Source organism: Arthrobacter sp. MMS24-T111 (genome assembly GCF_054888995.1).
This window is the reverse complement of sequence record NZ_JBTZRO010000001.1, coordinates 1,932,016-1,946,869: the sequence shown is the minus strand read 5'-3', so window position 1 is coordinate 1,946,869 and position 14,854 is coordinate 1,932,016. Positions and strand designations below refer to the sequence as shown.

Here is a 14,854-nt window from a genome sequence, read left to right as displayed (position 1 = left end):
ACGGGTCCTTCCAACGCTGGGGCAGGCAAACAGCAGTCATTACTGACCGTCCGTTCGGTAATATATTCACCATACATGAAGTGCCGTGCCGCACACTAGAAGGCCGGGACTGAATTGGCCACCAAAGGAGAACGAATGAGCGCCCCACACGAGGATTCCGGCGACAACCAGCCGTCGCAGTATGAACTCTGGAAAATCACGCTGGGCGAGCTGGACGAAAAGATGGGCGTGAAGATCCTGGAAGAGTCCGTGGAGCGGGTGGTGGCCACCATGCCGGTGGAGGGAAACCGGCAATCCTTCGGCCTGCTGCACGGCGGCGCCTCGCTGGCCGTCGGCGAGGCCGTGGGCTCCTGGGCCGCCGTGATCCACGCGAGCACCATGGGCAAGACCGCAGTGGGGGTGGACGTTTCCGCCACCCACCACCGGTCCGCTCGGGAGGGCCAGGTAACCATCACGGCAACACCCATCCACCTGGGCGGCACACTGACCACGCACGAGGTTCTGATCACCAACGAGGCCGGCCAGCGGCTCTGCACCCTGCGCATCACCAACCTGCTGATGCGCCGCCACAAGTAACGGTGGTTAAGTCGGCCGCCCCCGGTGCTTGAGCCCGTCGAAACCTAGTCCGATCCCCGCTTCCGGCGCCTGACCAGCACCATAAGCACGATCCCGACGGCGAGCGCGGCCGCCGCGGCAACGGCTGCGGGAACCAGCGCCGTAGCACCGGTGTACGCCAGGCCGCCCGCACCCGCGGAACCGTCGCCGCCCGTGATCGCCAGGCCAGCAGGCGGGACGCTGGGTGCCGGGGTACTGGCCGGCGGCGTGACGACGACGGCCGGGCTGGTCTGGGTGGGTGACGGAGCCGCGGTGGCCTGGGTCGGCGACGGGGCTGCGGTAGCGATACCGGCCGGAGGACTCGTGGGAGGCGGCGAGGCGGGGTTCGACGGCGGCGCAGGGCTCGACGGCGGCGCGGGGCTGGTGGGAGCCGGCGGGGTGGCCGCGAACTCGAAGGTGTTGGCGCCCGACCGGCTGTACCCGTTGACGGTCTCGGCCGTGAAGCGGAGCGGATCCTTGCCTTGCGACGCGGTGAAGCTCCAGTTGCCGGCGGCGTCCACCGGGACCTCGAACGGGCCCTGGCCCTGCAGGGTGATCCGGACCTTGGACCCGGCTGCGACAGCGGACGCCGGAGCCGCTGCCACGGTGCCGGTGATGGTTTGGCCGGAATCATAGGTGCCGCCGGCCGCGGGCGCGGTGACGGCAGGCTTGTTGAGGAACAGTTCCAGCTGGTAGCCGGGAAGTACGGCCAAACTGTTCCGCAAGGTGGCGCCGACGGCAAAGTTTTGGATCACGTTGCCGTTTTGGTCCGGGGTGTCCCCTGCCGAGTGGGTGCCCACGGCGTAATTGCCGCTGACGTAGGGTCCCCCGGAGTCTCCTCCGCTGGACTGCACCCCGTAGGACAGGAACCCGTTGAACGCGCGGATGTCTTTGTTGTCCGAGGCGTAGCCCGGGCCAGGCACCAAGAAGATGCCGACGGCGTCAACTGTTCCGCACGACCAGGCCGAGGAACGTCCCGAGCGGCAAATGGGCATTCCCACAACGGGGTCTTCGGAGCCGATGATCTTGACGTCGGGCCCGGGCTGGGATGGGTTGCCCCACGTGCTGGCTGCGGGAAGGGGATCAATGTCCGGCCGCAGCGACTGGATCACCGAGATGTCAGTCCCCACATTGCCGGGGTTGGTTACCGCCGTCTGGTCCGGACCGATGGCAGTGGTGGGGTCGAGCACGCGGGTGTTCCCCGGGCCGCCGAACTGGCTGAAGCCGAATTTCCCCAGCAGGCCCGCCGGCACCCCTTGGAACTCCAGGGTGGCTGTCTTGGCAGCACCATCCGAAGCACAGTGCCCTGCGGTCAGGACAGTGGGGAGGCCGGTGGGATCGAAGGCAGAGAAACCCGTGGAACAGACATAGCCGATATCGGTCTGGTACCCGACGCCGCCGGGGACGTCCGCCTCGGATTAAGCGGCGTACCGCCGTCGAGCTCGACGTTGGCATAGCGGGAGACGAACTGGGCCGGGGTGATCTTTCCGGCCCCCGGCGACGGGGCTGCGGACGACGACGGGTCTGCGGACGACGACGGCGACAGCGCCTCCGGCGCATTGATCCCGCCCGTCCTGATCACGAACTTTCCGCCGGCATACATCACCGCCTGCAGGCCCTGCGCCCCAACCTCGCGGAGATAGGCCTGGAAGAGCTGCTCCGTGCTGACCGCCAGTTCGGACCCGGTGACGGCGGCGGGCGCCGCGAGGGACAAACCGGAGATCGTGCCTGCGAGGGCGGCAACGGCGGCCTGCAGCTTCTGCCCGGAACCGCTGACGATAATGGATCCATTCTCGATCCGGATTCCCACGTAGCCCGGGACTTGCCGCAGCTGGACAGCCGCCTGCGCTGCCTGGGCACCGAGTTGTCCGGCAGCCTCGAACTGCTGGGGGGTGAGCTTGAGGTCCCGCTGCACGGCGTCGTCGAGGGCCGCCTGCGACAGTGTGGTGGACGCCGGGGCTGTGCTTCCCAAAGTCGGGCTGGGCGACGCTGTCGCCTGATTCGGCGACGCCGGAGCAGGGGACGATTCACCGGCACCGAAAGCGGGAACGGCTGCGTACGCGGAGGATGCCAGCACGCCGGCTGCGGCACCCAGGGCGAGCACCCGCCGCAGCGTGGCAGCACTAAACCCCAGGTCACGCGCCATTGAGGTCTTCTTCCTTGGTGCTGCCGTTGAACTCATGCCCGTCTCTCTGCCGATCAACCTGACCGAGGCAACAACAGTATCTCAGGTCACATGCGTCACGCTGGTCCCATTGTATCTACGCTGTCATCGCAACAAGCCAGGACGGCTTCAAGTTCCACTGCGGTGAGACCGTTGGCCAGGAGGTAGCGGCGGGTATCCAGGTCGCGGACAAACCTGACCACGGTGATCCCCCGTTGTTCCAGCAAGGGCTCAAGTTCACCGGCGTCCAGGTAGCGTTCGCGGTTGTGCGGCGGGCCGTGCGTTCGGTATCTCTCGTTGATGCCGCGTGCCGCCTGCCGGTAGCCCTCTGCGATCGCTTCGTCGGAATCGCCTGCCAGGTCCTGGACCATGGCGGCCACCATTCCACTGCGGTCCCGGCCGGCGGCGCAGTGCAGCAGGACATCCCCCTTGGGTGCGGCATGGGCGATGGCCCGGAAGACGCCCACCAGCTTTTCCGGGAAGAGGCGGGCATTCTCGGCGTACTGCCTGGGGTCGTTCAGGTACGGCCCGGTGACGGCGGTGAAGCGTGGATCGCCGGGCTCTTCCGTGGGGGCCTGGACCACGTCGATGTCCGGCATGGAAGCGTCCGGGACCACCGGGTCGGTGTCCCGGCGCCGGCCTTCCGCTGCATTGCGGAGATCGACGACGGTGCGGACGCCGTCGTCGAACACCTGCCGCCACCCGGACGCCGTCAGCCACTCACGCCGCCCCATCCGGTAGATGCCGCCCGAAATGTGCCAGGCGTTGACAGCTCCATCCCAGTTCATGGGCCTGCCCCGTTTGCTCATCCGCCCAGCTAATCACACGGCGCTGGGAGCCGTATGCCGCACGGGAAGAGTTTTGGCGTCATCAGCGAGCAGCCGTGCCGCGGCGGTGCAGCCGATACTCGAGCCCGGCGCGGACGGCGGGCCATTCGTGGTCCAGGATGGAGAACACCACGGTGTCGCGCAGGTTCCCGTCGCTGGTCCGGGAATGGCTGCGCAGCACTCCGTCCTGCTTGGCACCGAGCCGGGCGATGGCCTCCCGCGACTGGTGGTTCAGCCAGTGGGTGCGGAATTCCACCGCCGGGCAGCCCACGGCCTCGAAGGCGTGCCCCAGCAGCAGGAGCTTGGAGTCCGGGTTGGTTCCGGTCCCCTGCGCGGAGGCCGCGTTCCAGGTGGAGCCAATCTCCACGCGGGGCGTGGCGGCGTCGATGTTCATGTAGGTGGTCATGCCGATGATGCGGCCCGGGCCGCCGGTTTCCGCATCGATCAAGCGGGTGGTGAACGGAAGCATGGATCCCTGGTCCTGCAGTGCCAGCCGCCGCCTGATTTCGGCGGCCATCGCATCGGGCGCCGGCACCGAGGTGTACCAGAGCTTCCAGAGCTCACCGTCCCTGGCGGCGTCCACCAGGCCGTCGTGGTGCTCCTCCGCGAGCGGCTCCAGGATTACGTGCCGGCCGGTCAGGGTAAGGGGTTCAAGGAAAGTCACTGCACCAGCCTAGGCCCACCCGTTCGGGGCCGGTTAAGCTGGGCAAGCACGTGGCCGGCGAGCGAGGGAGTCATTGTGTCAGGAACCAATCCGGATCCGGAAGACGACAAGATCACCGGCCTGGAGCCCGGCGGCGGCGTGCCGCCCGGCGAAACCCCGCCGGGCGAGGCATCCACGGTGGGCCCCCATCGCAAGGAGGAGCGCGGGCCGGGCAAGGGCACGCAGTTCCTCTGGATTGCCATCATCGGGCTCGTAGTCCTGCTCTGCCTGCTGTATTTCATCGGCTACATTGTGGGCTTCTTCGACTAACGCGGGCGGCCGGCTCAGCTCCAGTCGAAGAAGCCTTTGCCGGTCTTGCGGCCCAGTTCCCCGCGGGCCACCTTGTCGCGCAGGATCTGCGGGGGTGCGAACCGGTCACCCAGGGTGGACTGCAGGTATTCGGCGATGCCCAGGCGGACGTCAAGGCCCACGATGTCCGTGGTCCGGAGCGGCCCGGTGGGGTGTTTGTAGCCCAGCACCATGGCGTTGTCGATGTCCTCGGCCGAGGCAACACCTTCTTCAACCATCCGCATGGCCTCCAAGGCGATGGCCACGCCCAGCCGCGAGGACGCGAACCCCGGCGCATCATTGACGACGACGGCGGTCTTGCCGAGTGCCGCCACCCACTTCTTCGCCTCCGCGGCGAGTCCGGGCAGGGTCTGCTCGCCCAGCACCACCTCGATGAGGGTCGACGCCGGCACCGGGTTGAAGAAATGCAGCCCCAGGAAATTGCCCGGCCGCTTCAGCTCTTTCGCGAGCCCGTTGACGGACAGCGAGGACGTGTTGGACGCCAGGCAGGCGTCTTCCGCCAAGCGCTCCTCGATGCCCCGGAGCGCCGTAACTTTCAGGTCCCAGTCCTCCGGGACTGCTTCCACCACCAGCTGGCGGTCCTTGAAGGCGTCATAGTCCACGCCGACGGCCAGGCGGGAGACCAGTTCGTCCAGGTTTGCGTCGGTTGCCCCGCGCTCAATACTCTTTGCCGCTGCGGATTCCACCCGTTCCCGGGCGGCTTCCGCAGACTGTTCGTCGCGTTCCACCACCAGCACGTCGGCGCCCTTAATGAGGAAAGCGTGGGCGATCCCGGCGCCCATCCGGCCACCGCCCAGGACGCCCACCCGGGCCGGGAGGGCTGGAGTCTCTTGCGATTCGCTCATGGTCTACTTTCCGTCTGCGGGGTTGGCGGGGTTGGCCTTTTTCCGGGCACTGCGGTCGAGGAACGCCTGCATACGGTCGAACTTGGCCTGGGATTCGAAGAGGATGCCCTGGGCCAGCTGGTCGATTAGTGGGTGGGCTTCCGCGGGGGCGTGGAACACGGACTTGGTGATGCGGACGGCCAGCGGATCCTGCCGCCCGATCCTGTCGGCAAGGCTGTGGGCCGCGGCCAGCAGGTCTGCGGGGTCGTGGATCTCGGTGATGAGGCTGGCCGCCCGTGCCTCGTCGGCGCCGAGGACCAGGCCGGCCAGGAGGATCTGCTTGGCCAGCGGTTCACCCACGAGTTCCCTGAGCCGCCAGCTGGCGCCCGCCGCGGCCAGGATGCCCAGCCCCGTTTCGGGATTGCCGATGCGCACGGTGGGGGTGCCGATCCGGAAGTCCGCCGCGTAGGCCAGTTCCGCCCCGCCACCCAGGCAGTAGCCGTCCAGTGCGGCAATGACCGGCATGGGCAGCTTCGCAATCCGGACGAAGATGGTGGAGTTGATCCCCTGCAGGGCGTCATCCCGCCGCCGTTCGCGCAACTGGGCGATGTCCGCCCCGGAGGCGAACACCCCGTCCACCCCGGCAATAATCAGGACCCTGGGATTCTGTTCCAGCGCCGCGCACACGGTGTGGAGTTCGTCCACCATCTGCTGGTCGATGGCGTTCTTCACCTCGGGCCGGTTGAGCAGCACCACCACACGGTCGTCCCGTTCCTCTACCTTGAGGGCGGAAAATACTTCGGCGCCAAGGTCCACTGCGGCGGCCATCAGATTTTCTCCAGCAGCATGGCGGTGCCTTGGCCGACGCCGACGCACATGGTAGCGAGGCCGATTTTGGCGTCCTCGCGTTCCATCCGCCCCAGCAGGGTGATGGCGATCCGGGACCCGCTGGAACCAAGCGGGTGGCCCAGCGCGATGGCGCCGCCGTCGCGGTTCACGATGTCCGGATCCAGGCCCAGGCGCCGGATGGAGGCCAGCGACTGGGTGGCAAAGGCTTCATTGAGTTCGACGGCGGACAGGTCACCAACGCTCAGGCCACTGCGCTTGAGCACTTTCTGCGTGGCGGGGACAGGGCCGATGCCCATGATTTCGGGTTCGCAGCCGGCGGAGGCGCCGTCGATGATGCGTGCCCGCGGTGTGAGGCCCAGGCGCTCGATGGCGGCTTCGGAGGCCACGATGATGGCCGAGGCGCCGTCGTTGAGCGAGGACGAGTTTCCGGCGGTGACCACGGAGCCGCCTTGTGTTACCGGCCGGAGGGCCGCGAGAACGTCGAGGCTCGTGCCGGGGCGGGCTCCTTCGTCCGTGTCCACCACCGTTTCGGACTTGCGTGTCTTCACCGTGACGGGGACGATCTCGTCCTTGAAGCGCCCGGCGGCGATGGCATCGAGGGCACGCTGGTGCGAGCGGACGGCAAATGCGTCGGCATCCTCGCGGGAGATGCCGTCCACTCGGGCCACTTCCTCCGCTGTTTCCGGCATGGAGTAGGTCATTTTCCCGTCACGGGACAGGCCGCCGTGCTGGAACTGCGGGTTGGTGAAGCGCCATCCGATGGAGGTGTCGAAGATCTGGCCTGGCTTGGCAAAGGCGGCGGCGGGCTTTTCCTGTACCCAGGGTGCCCGGCTCATGGATTCCACCCCGCCGGCGATAACGATGTCCGCGGCTCCGGCCTTGATCATGTGGCTCGCCTGGATAATGGCGCTCAGTCCAGAGGCGCAGAGCCGGTTGACCGTAATGCCCGGGATGTGGAGCGGAAGGCCCGCCAGCAGGGTGGCCATGCGGGCAACGTTCCGGTTCTCCTCCCCTGCACCATTGGCGTTGCCCAGGATTACTTCGTCGATGCCTTCCGGATCCAGGCCGGCGCGTTCCACTGCTTCGCGGACCACCAGGGCGGCGAGGTCGTCCGGCCGTACGGCGGACAAGGCACCTCCGTACCGGCCCACCGGTGTTCGGACCCCGCCAACAAGGAAAGCCTGCGGACCTGCGGTTGCAGCCATGGATACACCCTTCACGCGATAAACAGCACTGTCATCGGCGGCCGGGACAGCGGAGGAGCCACTTACCGACCGTTCGTTCTGTAAATGGTACACGGCAAGGTTCCGCTCCGCACCCGGCTAAAGGACTGTGACACCAAGGTGTGCGGCGATCAGCGGCGCCAGGAGGCCCAGCTGGTACTCGTCAACAACCAGGCCGGAGAGGCTGCCCAGCCCGCTGATCTTGCGAAACGCGGTTCCGCGGATGTCGAAATCCTTCAGCTTGGCGCCGGCCAGGTCCAGGGATCCAATGGTGCAGTCCTCAAGCCTCACCCGGACGGCTCCCGCGGCCCCAAGGTCCAGTTCATTGATGATGCAGCCGCTGACCAGCACATCCGTAAGCTTGGCACCACGCAGGTTCAGGAAGTCCACCTTGCCGCCGTCGATCCGTACGGACTGCCACCCGGTTTCAGTAGAGCTCCGCTGAACCCAGCCGCGGATTGTGCAGTTCCACGTCCCGCCAGGTGCTGCGGGCACCGCGGAAGACGGGGGCGTACAAGCCGCCAGGATGCAGTCGCGGAAAGATGAACCCCGGAGCTGCACGTCGTTGAAGGACACGGCATCGAACCGGCACTCGGAAAAGACAGATCCGCCCAGGTCGAGCCCCTCTGCGTCCGCGCGGCTAAACCTGGCCCCTTCGTGCCGGTCGCCGCGCCGGAAGGCGGCATCCAGCTGGTCTTCGAGGTCATTGAGCTCCACCGGTGAAACCCGGGGTGCCTGCACGCCGGCCGGCCCCCTCCCGCGCTTTTTCTCCATCCCCCGAGCCTAGCCCGGCCGCCACACCCTTGAATTAGTAAGCAAGCTTCATTTATGGTGAAAATGTAAACGATCGACGGAAACGGAAGGAGGCCACCACCATGGGCCTCGGAGACAAGATCAGCAACGAAGCCGAAGAACTTGGCGGCAAGGCCAAGGAAGCCGCCGGCAACGTCACCCACAATGACCGTCTCAAGGCTGAAGGCCAGGCGGACCAGGTCAAGGCGGATGCCAAGAAGGTCGGCGAAAGCGTCAAGGACGAGTTCAAGCGCGACTGAGAGCGACGCTGCTGCGGCCGCAGCGAACGCGTGCTGCATCAGCCCAACGGCGGCGGATCGGATCGATCCGCCGCCGTTCCGCTGCCCACACCCGTCGATTGCAGAATCACCAGCCGCTGCGGGTGGGGGTGTGGCCCTGGCGGGAATCTTCCGGCATGGTCATTTCCGCCCGCAGCCCGAGCAGCCGGACAGGGCGGCCGGGCTCGATCTTCGCGGCAAGCTCCAAGGCCTGCGCCAGCACTTCCGCAGGGGCGGACGTTTCGGGGATCTTCCGGCCGTACGTTGTGGTGGTGAACGGCGCATAGCGCACCTTCAGGGTGAGGCCGACCACCGGCCGCCCTTCCGCGGCGACATCGTCCATGACGTGCGCTGCCAATTCCCTGAGGGCCCCGTCAATGTCCGCCGCCTCCGTCAGGTCGCGCTGGAAGGTGGTCTCGCGGCTGTGTCCCCGGGCCACCCACGGTGTGTCATCAACCACCCGCGACCCTTCGCCCCGTCCCAACCGGGCGTACCACGGGCCCATCTTGGGACCGAACTCGGGCACCAGGTCCGCCGGGTTGGCCGCCGCGAGCTCGGCAACAGTCTTGATGCCAAGGGTGGCGAGCCGCCGCGACACCGCCTTTCCCACGCCCCACAGGTCGATCGTGGGCCTGTCCCCCATCACCTGGAGCCAGTTCCCTTCCGTCAGCCGGAAGATGCCCGCGGGCTTGCCGAACCCCGTGGCCACCTTGGCCCGGACCAGGGTGTCCCCGATGCCGATGCTGCAGTGCAGCCTGGTTTCCGCCAGGACGGCAAGCTGCAGCTGCCTGGCAATATCTTCGGGGACGCCGCTCTCGATGCCCACGAACGCTTCGTCCCATCCCAGCACCTGGACAGTGGCGCCCGGCTGCGAGCGCAGGACCGCCATCACCTTTTCGGACACGTCAAGGTATGCCTCATGATCCACGGGCAGGATGACCGCGTCCGGCACCTTCCGCGCGGCGATGCGCAGCGGCATCCCGGAGCCCACGCCGTAGGCCCTGGCTTCGTAGGACGCGGTGGACACCACGGCACGTTCGGTGGGGTCGCCGCGGCCACCCACAATCACGGGTTTGCCCGCGAGCTCGGGCCTGCGGAGCACTTCGACCGCAGCGATGAACTGGTCCAGGTCCACGTGCAGCACCCATGGTTCGTTCACAGCCCCAGTTTGCCCGGGCCGGGCGCCGCGCACCAGCTTCCCCGGGTCCGCGGCTGAAATCCACCCCGCTAACCCGTACTGCCCGGTTAGCCTTAGCCGTGACCTACGTTGACCTCAGCGCCGAAAGCGCCACCGCCGGCGGCTCGCCTTCCTTGGGCGGCTACCTTGCCACGCCGGAGGGCCAGGGCCCTTTCCCCGGCGTCGTGATGATCCACGAGGCCTTTGGCCTGACCGACCAAACCCGCAGGCACGCCGACAGGCTGGCCCGGGCCGGCTACCTGACGTTGGCCGTGGATCTGTTCAGCGAGGGCGGGGCCCGCCGCTGCCTGGTCAGCACCATGCGCAGCATGGCTGCCGGCACCGGCAGGGCATTCACGGACATCGCCACGGCGCGGACGTGGCTTGCCGCCTCCCCGCAGTCAACCGGAAAAACCGGTGTGATCGGTTTCTGCATGGGTGGCGGCTTCGCGCTGCTGGTGGCGAAGGACGGTTTCGACGCAGCCTCGGTCAACTACGGTCGCCTGCCCGGAAACCTGGACGACGCGCTCCGCGGCGCCTGCCCCATCGTGGCCAACTACGGCGGCGCGGACAGGCCCCTGAAGGGCGCCGCTGCCCGGCTCGAATCAGCACTGGACAGGCTGGGAATCGAACACAGCGTCAAGGAGTTCCCCGGCGCCGGCCACGCCTTCCTGAACGACACCGACGAAGGTCCCGTGGTCCTCCGCCCGCTCATGCGTGTGATGGGAATCGGGCCTGACCCGGTCTCCGCCCCGGAGGCCTGGCAGCGGATCGAGGACTACTTTGCCCGCTACCTGAAGGACTCCGCCGCCTGACGCACCGGGCCCGCCCGGACATCAAGGAGGAAACGCCGACGGCGGACCACCCCACCCAAGGGACGGCCCGCCGTCGGACGTTGTTCCAGGAAGATCCGGAGTCAGCTGTAGAGCTCGCTCTTGGGCTGGTTGTCCTTGACCTTCTGCCAGCCGAGCCACAGGACCACCGCGAAGAACGGGATGGTGGCCAGGGTCCAGAGGCCCAGGTAGAACACCTCGCCGTCTTTGCTGGTCATGGTGTCGAAGCCGATGAGTACGGTGATGGCAAGCAGGCCCAGCAGCCCGGCCCAGCTGGTCCACGGCGAACCCGGCATCGGCAGGGTGGACGTGATGCCCTTGCGGCGGCGCAGCACGATTTGGCTCGCGAAGATTGAGCCCCAGCAGAAGATCACGCCGATCGAGGCGGTGTTCAGGGCGAGGTCGAACGCGTGTGAGCCGCCCAGCCAGATGTTCAGCAGGATGCCCACCAGGTAGAACGCGGCGATGGCCAGGATGGCGGCATACGGGACGTGCCGCTTGGACATGCGGGTAAGCCACTGCGGGGCGTGGCCGTTGTTGGCCATGGTGCGGAAGACGCGGCCGATCGAGTAGAGCCCGGAGTTGCAGGAGGAGAGGGCGGCGGTGATCACGATCATGTTCATCACGTCACCCACCCAGCCCAGGCCCATCTGGCCGAAGACGGTAACGAACGGGGAGGTGCCGGCCTTGTACTGGTCCGAGGGCAGCAGCATCGCCAGCAGCAGGACGGAGCCCACGTAGAACACCACGATGCGCAGAACGACGGCGCGGATCGCCTTGGGCACCTCGCGTTCGGGCTTTTGCATCTCGCCGGCAGTGACGCCGACCAGCTCGATGCCGTTGTAGGCAAAGATGACGGCGTTCAGGACCAGGACCATCACCAGCGCGCCCTTGGGGAACATGCCGCCCTCGGCCGCGAAGAGGTTGTTGACGGAGGCGTGCCCGTCACCCACCTGGGCGTTGGTGACCACCATGAACGTGCCCACCACCAGGAAGGTCAGGATGGCCCCCACCTTGAGGCAGGAGGCCCAGAATTCGAACTCGCCGAACGCCTTGACGCTGAGCAGGTTCACTGCCACCAGGAGCGCCAGCGCGGCGATGGCCGAAGCTTCCACGGGGACGTTGGGGAAGAAGAACTGGAAGTACAGGCCGATCGCGATGAGCTCGGCGATGCCGGTCATGCCCCAGTTGATGAAGTACATCCAGCCGGACATGTACGCGCCCTTTTTGCCGAACATCTCGCCGGCATAGCTCACCAGGGAGCCTGAGGTCTGCCGGTACATGATGAGTTCGCCGAGGGCCCGCATGAGCAGGTAGGCGATGACGCCGGCGATGGCGTAGGAGAAGATCAGGGCCGGGCCGGTGGAGGCGAGGCGGCCGCCGGCTCCCATGAAGAGGCCCACGCCGATGGCGCCGCCCATGGCGATCATGGTGACGTGGCGTCGGCCCAGGGTCTTGCTGTAGCCCTCGGCGCTGAGGGAGGAGTCGACGGCGGCGGTCGCCGCGGCGGTGTTCTTGAGGTCTGTGGGGGTACTTTGAGGCACAACTGTTCCTTGTGGGTTGGGGGTTGGCCGCATCCGGAATCCGTATGATCAGGCTCACAAAATTCGGCCTTACAGCCATGAAACCAGCGATTGTGAGCGTAAATCATCGAGCAGCCGAAGCTTCACGCGGCCTGTCCATCCTACAAGACCGGGCGCAGAGTACGTGACGCGCGCTACACGGCACCCCCGGCGATAGGCTGAAGCATGGCCACAGCCCATCGCATGCCACCCGCTCCGCAGCCGCAGCTGTACAGTTTTTCCCGACTGGACCTGGCGGCGCTCTGCCTCTACGTGGCCATCGCGGGGTTCTTCGCTGCGGCCGGCGATCTGGTGGCCCCGTTCCTGCGGCAGATTGCGCCGTCCCCGGCCGCTGCCTCGTATGCGGTGAACCTGCTGTTCTATGCCTCGGTGGGAATCGTGGCGCTGTTGGCCGCCCGGAAGGTAGTGGCCCGCGACCTCAGAGTCCTGGCGACCCGGCCATGGTTCACCCTGTTGATGGTTCCCGCCGCGGTCATCGCGATGCTGGTCCTGACCGCGGTCTTGGTGGCGCTGAACGGGCAGGTGGAAACGTCCGCCAACCAGGCAGGCCTGCAGGCGCTGATACAGCAGGTGCCGCCCTGGCTCATGGTGCCCCTGCTGGTGGTGGTGGGACCTTTCGTAGAGGAATACATCTTCCGCCACCTGCTGATCGGCAAGCTGGGCAGGCGGGTGAACATCTGGATCTGCTGCGTCTTGTCGGCAGTGCTGTTCGCGGCGATGCACATCGTGGGGCAGGAGGCCATCACCCTCACGGCACTGCTCCCCTATCTGGCCATGGGCGCCACGCTGGTGTTCGTCTACGTATGGACCGGGAAGAACGTCGTGTTTTCCTACTTCGTCCACGCCGCCAAGAACCTGCTGGCCGTGGTCCTGGTCTACGCCATCCCGCCGGAACTGTTCGAGCAGATGCAGCACGTCCAGGCGTAGGCCGCCACTCAGTCCCGGCACTCAGGCCCGCAGCGTGTACCCGCGCAGTGTGAAGCGGCGCGTGCCGCTGGTCCGCCCCGTGATGTAGACCTTGGTGCCGCCGGCCGCGTTCGTGCCGCCCAGGTAGCGGTAGCTTTCGCCCGGGTTGTAGGTGGCAGGAGTATCCGGATCCGCGGGCAGCCCGGGGCCAAACTCAATCACGTCCGCGCCCACCCGGTATGTTCCGGTACCGGACACCAGCTGGAAGGTTCCGGGCGCACCTGCCGGCTCTACGCCGTCGAGCACCCCGCCTGGCTGAAAGGTCAGCTCGAGCGCGAAGGCCGTGCGCGTCCCTTCGAACCCCAAGTCCAGGCCCACCTGCCCGTCTGCGGCCTCGATCCTGATCTCCGTGGCGAGCCGGTGGACGTCGGCGGCGCGCGAACTGAACTCCATTCCGGCGCTGAACCGGCCTTCATGCTCCAGGGCGTATATGCCGTCCGGGCGCTGCTTGGCCGGCGGCAGGGGCTGGTAGAAGTTGGCTTCGAGCTGTTCGGCGAGCACCAGCGCACCCCCCTTCCGCGCCGTGTTCGGGCTGCGGAAAGGGCCCAGGTCGAAGAAGTTCCTGGACAGCCGCAGATCGGACAGTACGGCGACGCCGTGCCCGAAGCGGAGGAAGGTGGGGTTGGTGGCAAGCCCGGAGCCCACGCCCGGGACCAGCGGGTCGCAGCCGCCGAACACGGTGGCCACGGACCCTGCTGCACGGAACCGGTAGGCGCCGCAACTCTCGAGGGCTGCCCCGGCCGGAGCGAGGGGCTCCGGCAGCGCGGTGGCGTTCGACGGCGGTTCGGCCGGCAGGGCCGCTGAAAGCCAGGGGTCCAGTCGGGTGAGGGCAAGCAGTTTCGCGGGTTCGTGCAGGGGCAGCTTGGCCAGCCAGTGGGCTGCGGCGGCGAAATCGTTTCGGCCATCCTGGGCCGCCAGCCGGCGGTAGAGGTGGAGGAACGGGGCCGCGCCGAATTGCATCCACTGGTCCTGCCGGCGGGAGAAGACGGATTCCACAGTGCCGTCGGCGTTGAACCAGGGCAGGAAGGCGGTGAGGTTCCGCCGGACGTGGTCCAGGAGGTCCGCTCGGCCCGTCGCGTCCGCAATGGTCAGCAGCGAGGGATTGGTCACGGCAGTGGCGTACAAGGGGCTGCGCTCGGAGTACATGCCGTCCGGGAGCTGGTCGATACCCTCGGCCAGCCATTGTTCGATCCGGGCACCGATATCCTGCCGCGGGTGCAGTGTGTTGATCTGCGCCAGCGCGGCGGAGAGCTCCCAGCGGTGGTTTGGGGTGTGGACGCCGCCGGCCACCATGGCGTCAACGCTCTTGGCGATGATGGCCTCGAGCCGCTCGTCCACCTCCGCCAGGAGGGCGTCCGGGGTTTCCGTCCCACGAACCAGCCGGACCGCCAGGCAGACGTCGTTCAGGGTGAACGCGGAGTCCGGCGGCGAGGACAGGTTGGTGCCGTCGAACAGGCCGGTGGGCCCTTGGAGGGCCTCCAGCCGGTCCAGGCACCGCCGCATCGCCGCGGCAAGGGTTTCCCGCAGGTAGTAGCCGGAGCCGGGCTCGGTGACGACCGCAGCCAGGGCCAGCAGCCTGGCCATGGCCGGCCGGTGCGCCAAGGCCCGCACGTCGTCGTCGTGGGTTGCCAGGAACGCCGCGACCTCCCGGTCCGCTTCTGCCACCACCCGCGCCAGGAAGGCCGTGTCCGTTGTTGCTGTCTGCATTGTTGCTTCCCTTCACCGGCCCGCC

General features: G+C 67.4%; 15 protein-coding genes and 1 pseudogene. 5 read left to right on the top strand and 11 right to left on the bottom strand.

The genetic code is table 11. From position 1 onward, the window contains the following. The first annotated feature begins 135 nt into the window (after positions 1-135). Positions 136-576, top strand: a complete 441-nt coding sequence (locus ACX5I6_RS09080; RefSeq protein WP_461840244.1) for a PaaI family thioesterase — start codon at positions 136-138, stop codon at positions 574-576. Between the two features lie 44 nt (positions 577-620). On the opposite strand, the gene ACX5I6_RS09075 is transcribed toward ACX5I6_RS09080, so the two are convergent. From ACX5I6_RS09075 to ACX5I6_RS09060, 4 genes are all read right to left on the bottom strand, one after another. Beyond that, on the bottom strand, positions 621-1,862 hold the full coding sequence (locus tag ACX5I6_RS09075; protein ID WP_461841694.1) for a S1 family peptidase: 1,242 nt from the start codon (positions 1,860-1,862) through the stop codon (positions 621-623). 44 nt (positions 1,863-1,906) lie between these two features. Further along, positions 1,907-2,776, bottom strand: coding sequence for a hypothetical protein (locus tag ACX5I6_RS09070; protein WP_461840243.1), 870 nt, complete (start codon positions 2,774-2,776; stop codon positions 1,907-1,909). Positions 2,777-2,835: 59 nt separating this feature from the next. After that, positions 2,836-3,546: a tyrosine-protein phosphatase gene (locus ACX5I6_RS09065; RefSeq protein WP_461840242.1), complete on the bottom strand. Its 711-nt coding sequence runs from the start codon at positions 3,544-3,546 to the stop codon at positions 2,836-2,838. A gap of 82 nt (positions 3,547-3,628) precedes the next feature. Then, a complete protein-coding gene (locus ACX5I6_RS09060) occupies positions 3,629-4,249 on the bottom strand; it encodes a GNAT family N-acetyltransferase (RefSeq protein WP_461840241.1) in 621 nt (206 codons plus the stop codon). Between the two features lie 75 nt (positions 4,250-4,324). Here ACX5I6_RS09060 and ACX5I6_RS09055 point away from each other — a divergent pair, with 75 nt between their 5' ends. Then, complete coding sequence (locus ACX5I6_RS09055; RefSeq protein WP_461840240.1) at positions 4,325-4,558, top strand: DUF6480 family protein; 234 nt, start codon at positions 4,325-4,327, stop codon at positions 4,556-4,558. A gap of 14 nt (positions 4,559-4,572) precedes the next feature. Here ACX5I6_RS09055 and ACX5I6_RS09050 read toward each other — a convergent pair whose 3' ends face one another. The 4 genes and pseudogenes from ACX5I6_RS09050 to ACX5I6_RS09035 form a co-directional block, all read right to left on the bottom strand. Then, positions 4,573-5,442, bottom strand: coding sequence for a 3-hydroxyacyl-CoA dehydrogenase family protein (locus tag ACX5I6_RS09050; protein WP_461840239.1), 870 nt, complete (start codon positions 5,440-5,442; stop codon positions 4,573-4,575). 3 nt (positions 5,443-5,445) lie between these two features. Continuing rightward, a complete protein-coding gene (locus ACX5I6_RS09045) occupies positions 5,446-6,249 on the bottom strand; it encodes an enoyl-CoA hydratase/isomerase family protein (RefSeq protein WP_461840238.1) in 804 nt (267 codons plus the stop codon). Next, a complete protein-coding gene (locus tag ACX5I6_RS09040) occupies positions 6,249-7,475 on the bottom strand; it encodes a thiolase family protein (RefSeq protein ID WP_461840237.1) in 1,227 nt (408 codons plus the stop codon). Before ACX5I6_RS09040 ends, ACX5I6_RS09045 begins: the two co-directional genes overlap by 1 nt. Positions 7,476-7,592: 117 nt before the next feature. Then, a pseudogene (locus ACX5I6_RS09035) lies at positions 7,593-8,267 on the bottom strand (pentapeptide repeat-containing protein). Between the two features lie 101 nt (positions 8,268-8,368). On the opposite strand from ACX5I6_RS09035, the gene ACX5I6_RS09030 reads away from it, so the two are divergent. Then, the gene (locus ACX5I6_RS09030) at positions 8,369-8,545 is read left to right on the top strand and encodes a CsbD family protein (protein WP_109045219.1); all 177 of its coding nucleotides are present in this window, start codon (positions 8,369-8,371) and stop codon (positions 8,543-8,545) included. 106 nt (positions 8,546-8,651) lie between these two features. Here ACX5I6_RS09030 and ACX5I6_RS09025 read toward each other — a convergent pair whose 3' ends face one another. Next, positions 8,652-9,722 carry a DNA polymerase IV gene (locus ACX5I6_RS09025; protein ID WP_461840236.1) on the bottom strand — a complete coding sequence of 357 codons (1,071 nt, stop codon included), beginning with the start codon at positions 9,720-9,722 and terminating at the stop codon, positions 8,652-8,654. A gap of 98 nt (positions 9,723-9,820) precedes the next feature. On the opposite strand from ACX5I6_RS09025, the gene ACX5I6_RS09020 reads away from it, so the two are divergent. Next, the gene (locus tag ACX5I6_RS09020) at positions 9,821-10,555 is read left to right on the top strand and encodes a dienelactone hydrolase family protein (RefSeq protein ID WP_461840235.1); all 735 of its coding nucleotides are present in this window, start codon (positions 9,821-9,823) and stop codon (positions 10,553-10,555) included. Between the two features lie 101 nt (positions 10,556-10,656). Here the strand turns inward: ACX5I6_RS09020 and ACX5I6_RS09015 are convergent, their stop codons facing one another. Continuing rightward, positions 10,657-12,117 (bottom strand): amino acid permease, encoded by a 1,461-nt coding sequence (locus ACX5I6_RS09015; protein ID WP_461840234.1) that lies wholly within the window; start codon positions 12,115-12,117, stop codon positions 10,657-10,659. Positions 12,118-12,321: 204 nt separating this feature from the next. Here ACX5I6_RS09015 and ACX5I6_RS09010 point away from each other — a divergent pair, with 204 nt between their 5' ends. Next, complete coding sequence (locus ACX5I6_RS09010; protein WP_461840233.1) at positions 12,322-13,083, top strand: lysostaphin resistance A-like protein; 762 nt, start codon at positions 12,322-12,324, stop codon at positions 13,081-13,083. Between the two features lie 21 nt (positions 13,084-13,104). Here ACX5I6_RS09010 and ACX5I6_RS09005 read toward each other — a convergent pair whose 3' ends face one another. Further along, the gene (locus tag ACX5I6_RS09005; protein WP_461840232.1) at positions 13,105-14,829 is read right to left on the bottom strand and encodes a hypothetical protein; all 1,725 of its coding nucleotides are present in this window, start codon (positions 14,827-14,829) and stop codon (positions 13,105-13,107) included. Positions 14,830-14,854: the final 25 nt, after the last annotated feature.

Bases quoted from the DNA above. Each gene is read 5' to 3' on its own strand.
- ACX5I6_RS09080 (WP_461840244.1), top strand. From the start codon at position 136: ATGAGCGCCCCACACGAGGATTCCGGCGACAACCAGCCGTCGCAGTAT.
- ACX5I6_RS09070 (WP_461840243.1), bottom strand. From the start codon at position 2,776: ATGAGTTCAACGGCAGCACCAAGGAAGAAGACCTCAATGGCGCGTGAC.
- ACX5I6_RS09065 (WP_461840242.1), bottom strand. From the start codon at position 3,546: ATGAACTGGGATGGAGCTGTCAACGCCTGGCACATTTCGGGCGGCATC.
- ACX5I6_RS09050 (WP_461840239.1), bottom strand. From the start codon at position 5,442: ATGAGCGAATCGCAAGAGACTCCAGCCCTCCCGGCCCGGGTGGGCGTC.
- ACX5I6_RS09045 (WP_461840238.1), bottom strand. From the start codon at position 6,249: ATGGCCGCCGCAGTGGACCTTGGCGCCGAAGTATTTTCCGCCCTCAAG.
- ACX5I6_RS09040 (WP_461840237.1), bottom strand. From the start codon at position 7,475: ATGGCTGCAACCGCAGGTCCGCAGGCTTTCCTTGTTGGCGGGGTCCGA.
- ACX5I6_RS09030 (WP_109045219.1), top strand. From the start codon at position 8,369: ATGGGCCTCGGAGACAAGATCAGCAACGAAGCCGAAGAACTTGGCGGC.
- ACX5I6_RS09010 (WP_461840233.1), top strand. From the start codon at position 12,322: ATGGCCACAGCCCATCGCATGCCACCCGCTCCGCAGCCGCAGCTGTAC.
- ACX5I6_RS09005 (WP_461840232.1), bottom strand. From the start codon at position 14,829: ATGCAGACAGCAACAACGGACACGGCCTTCCTGGCGCGGGTGGTGGCA.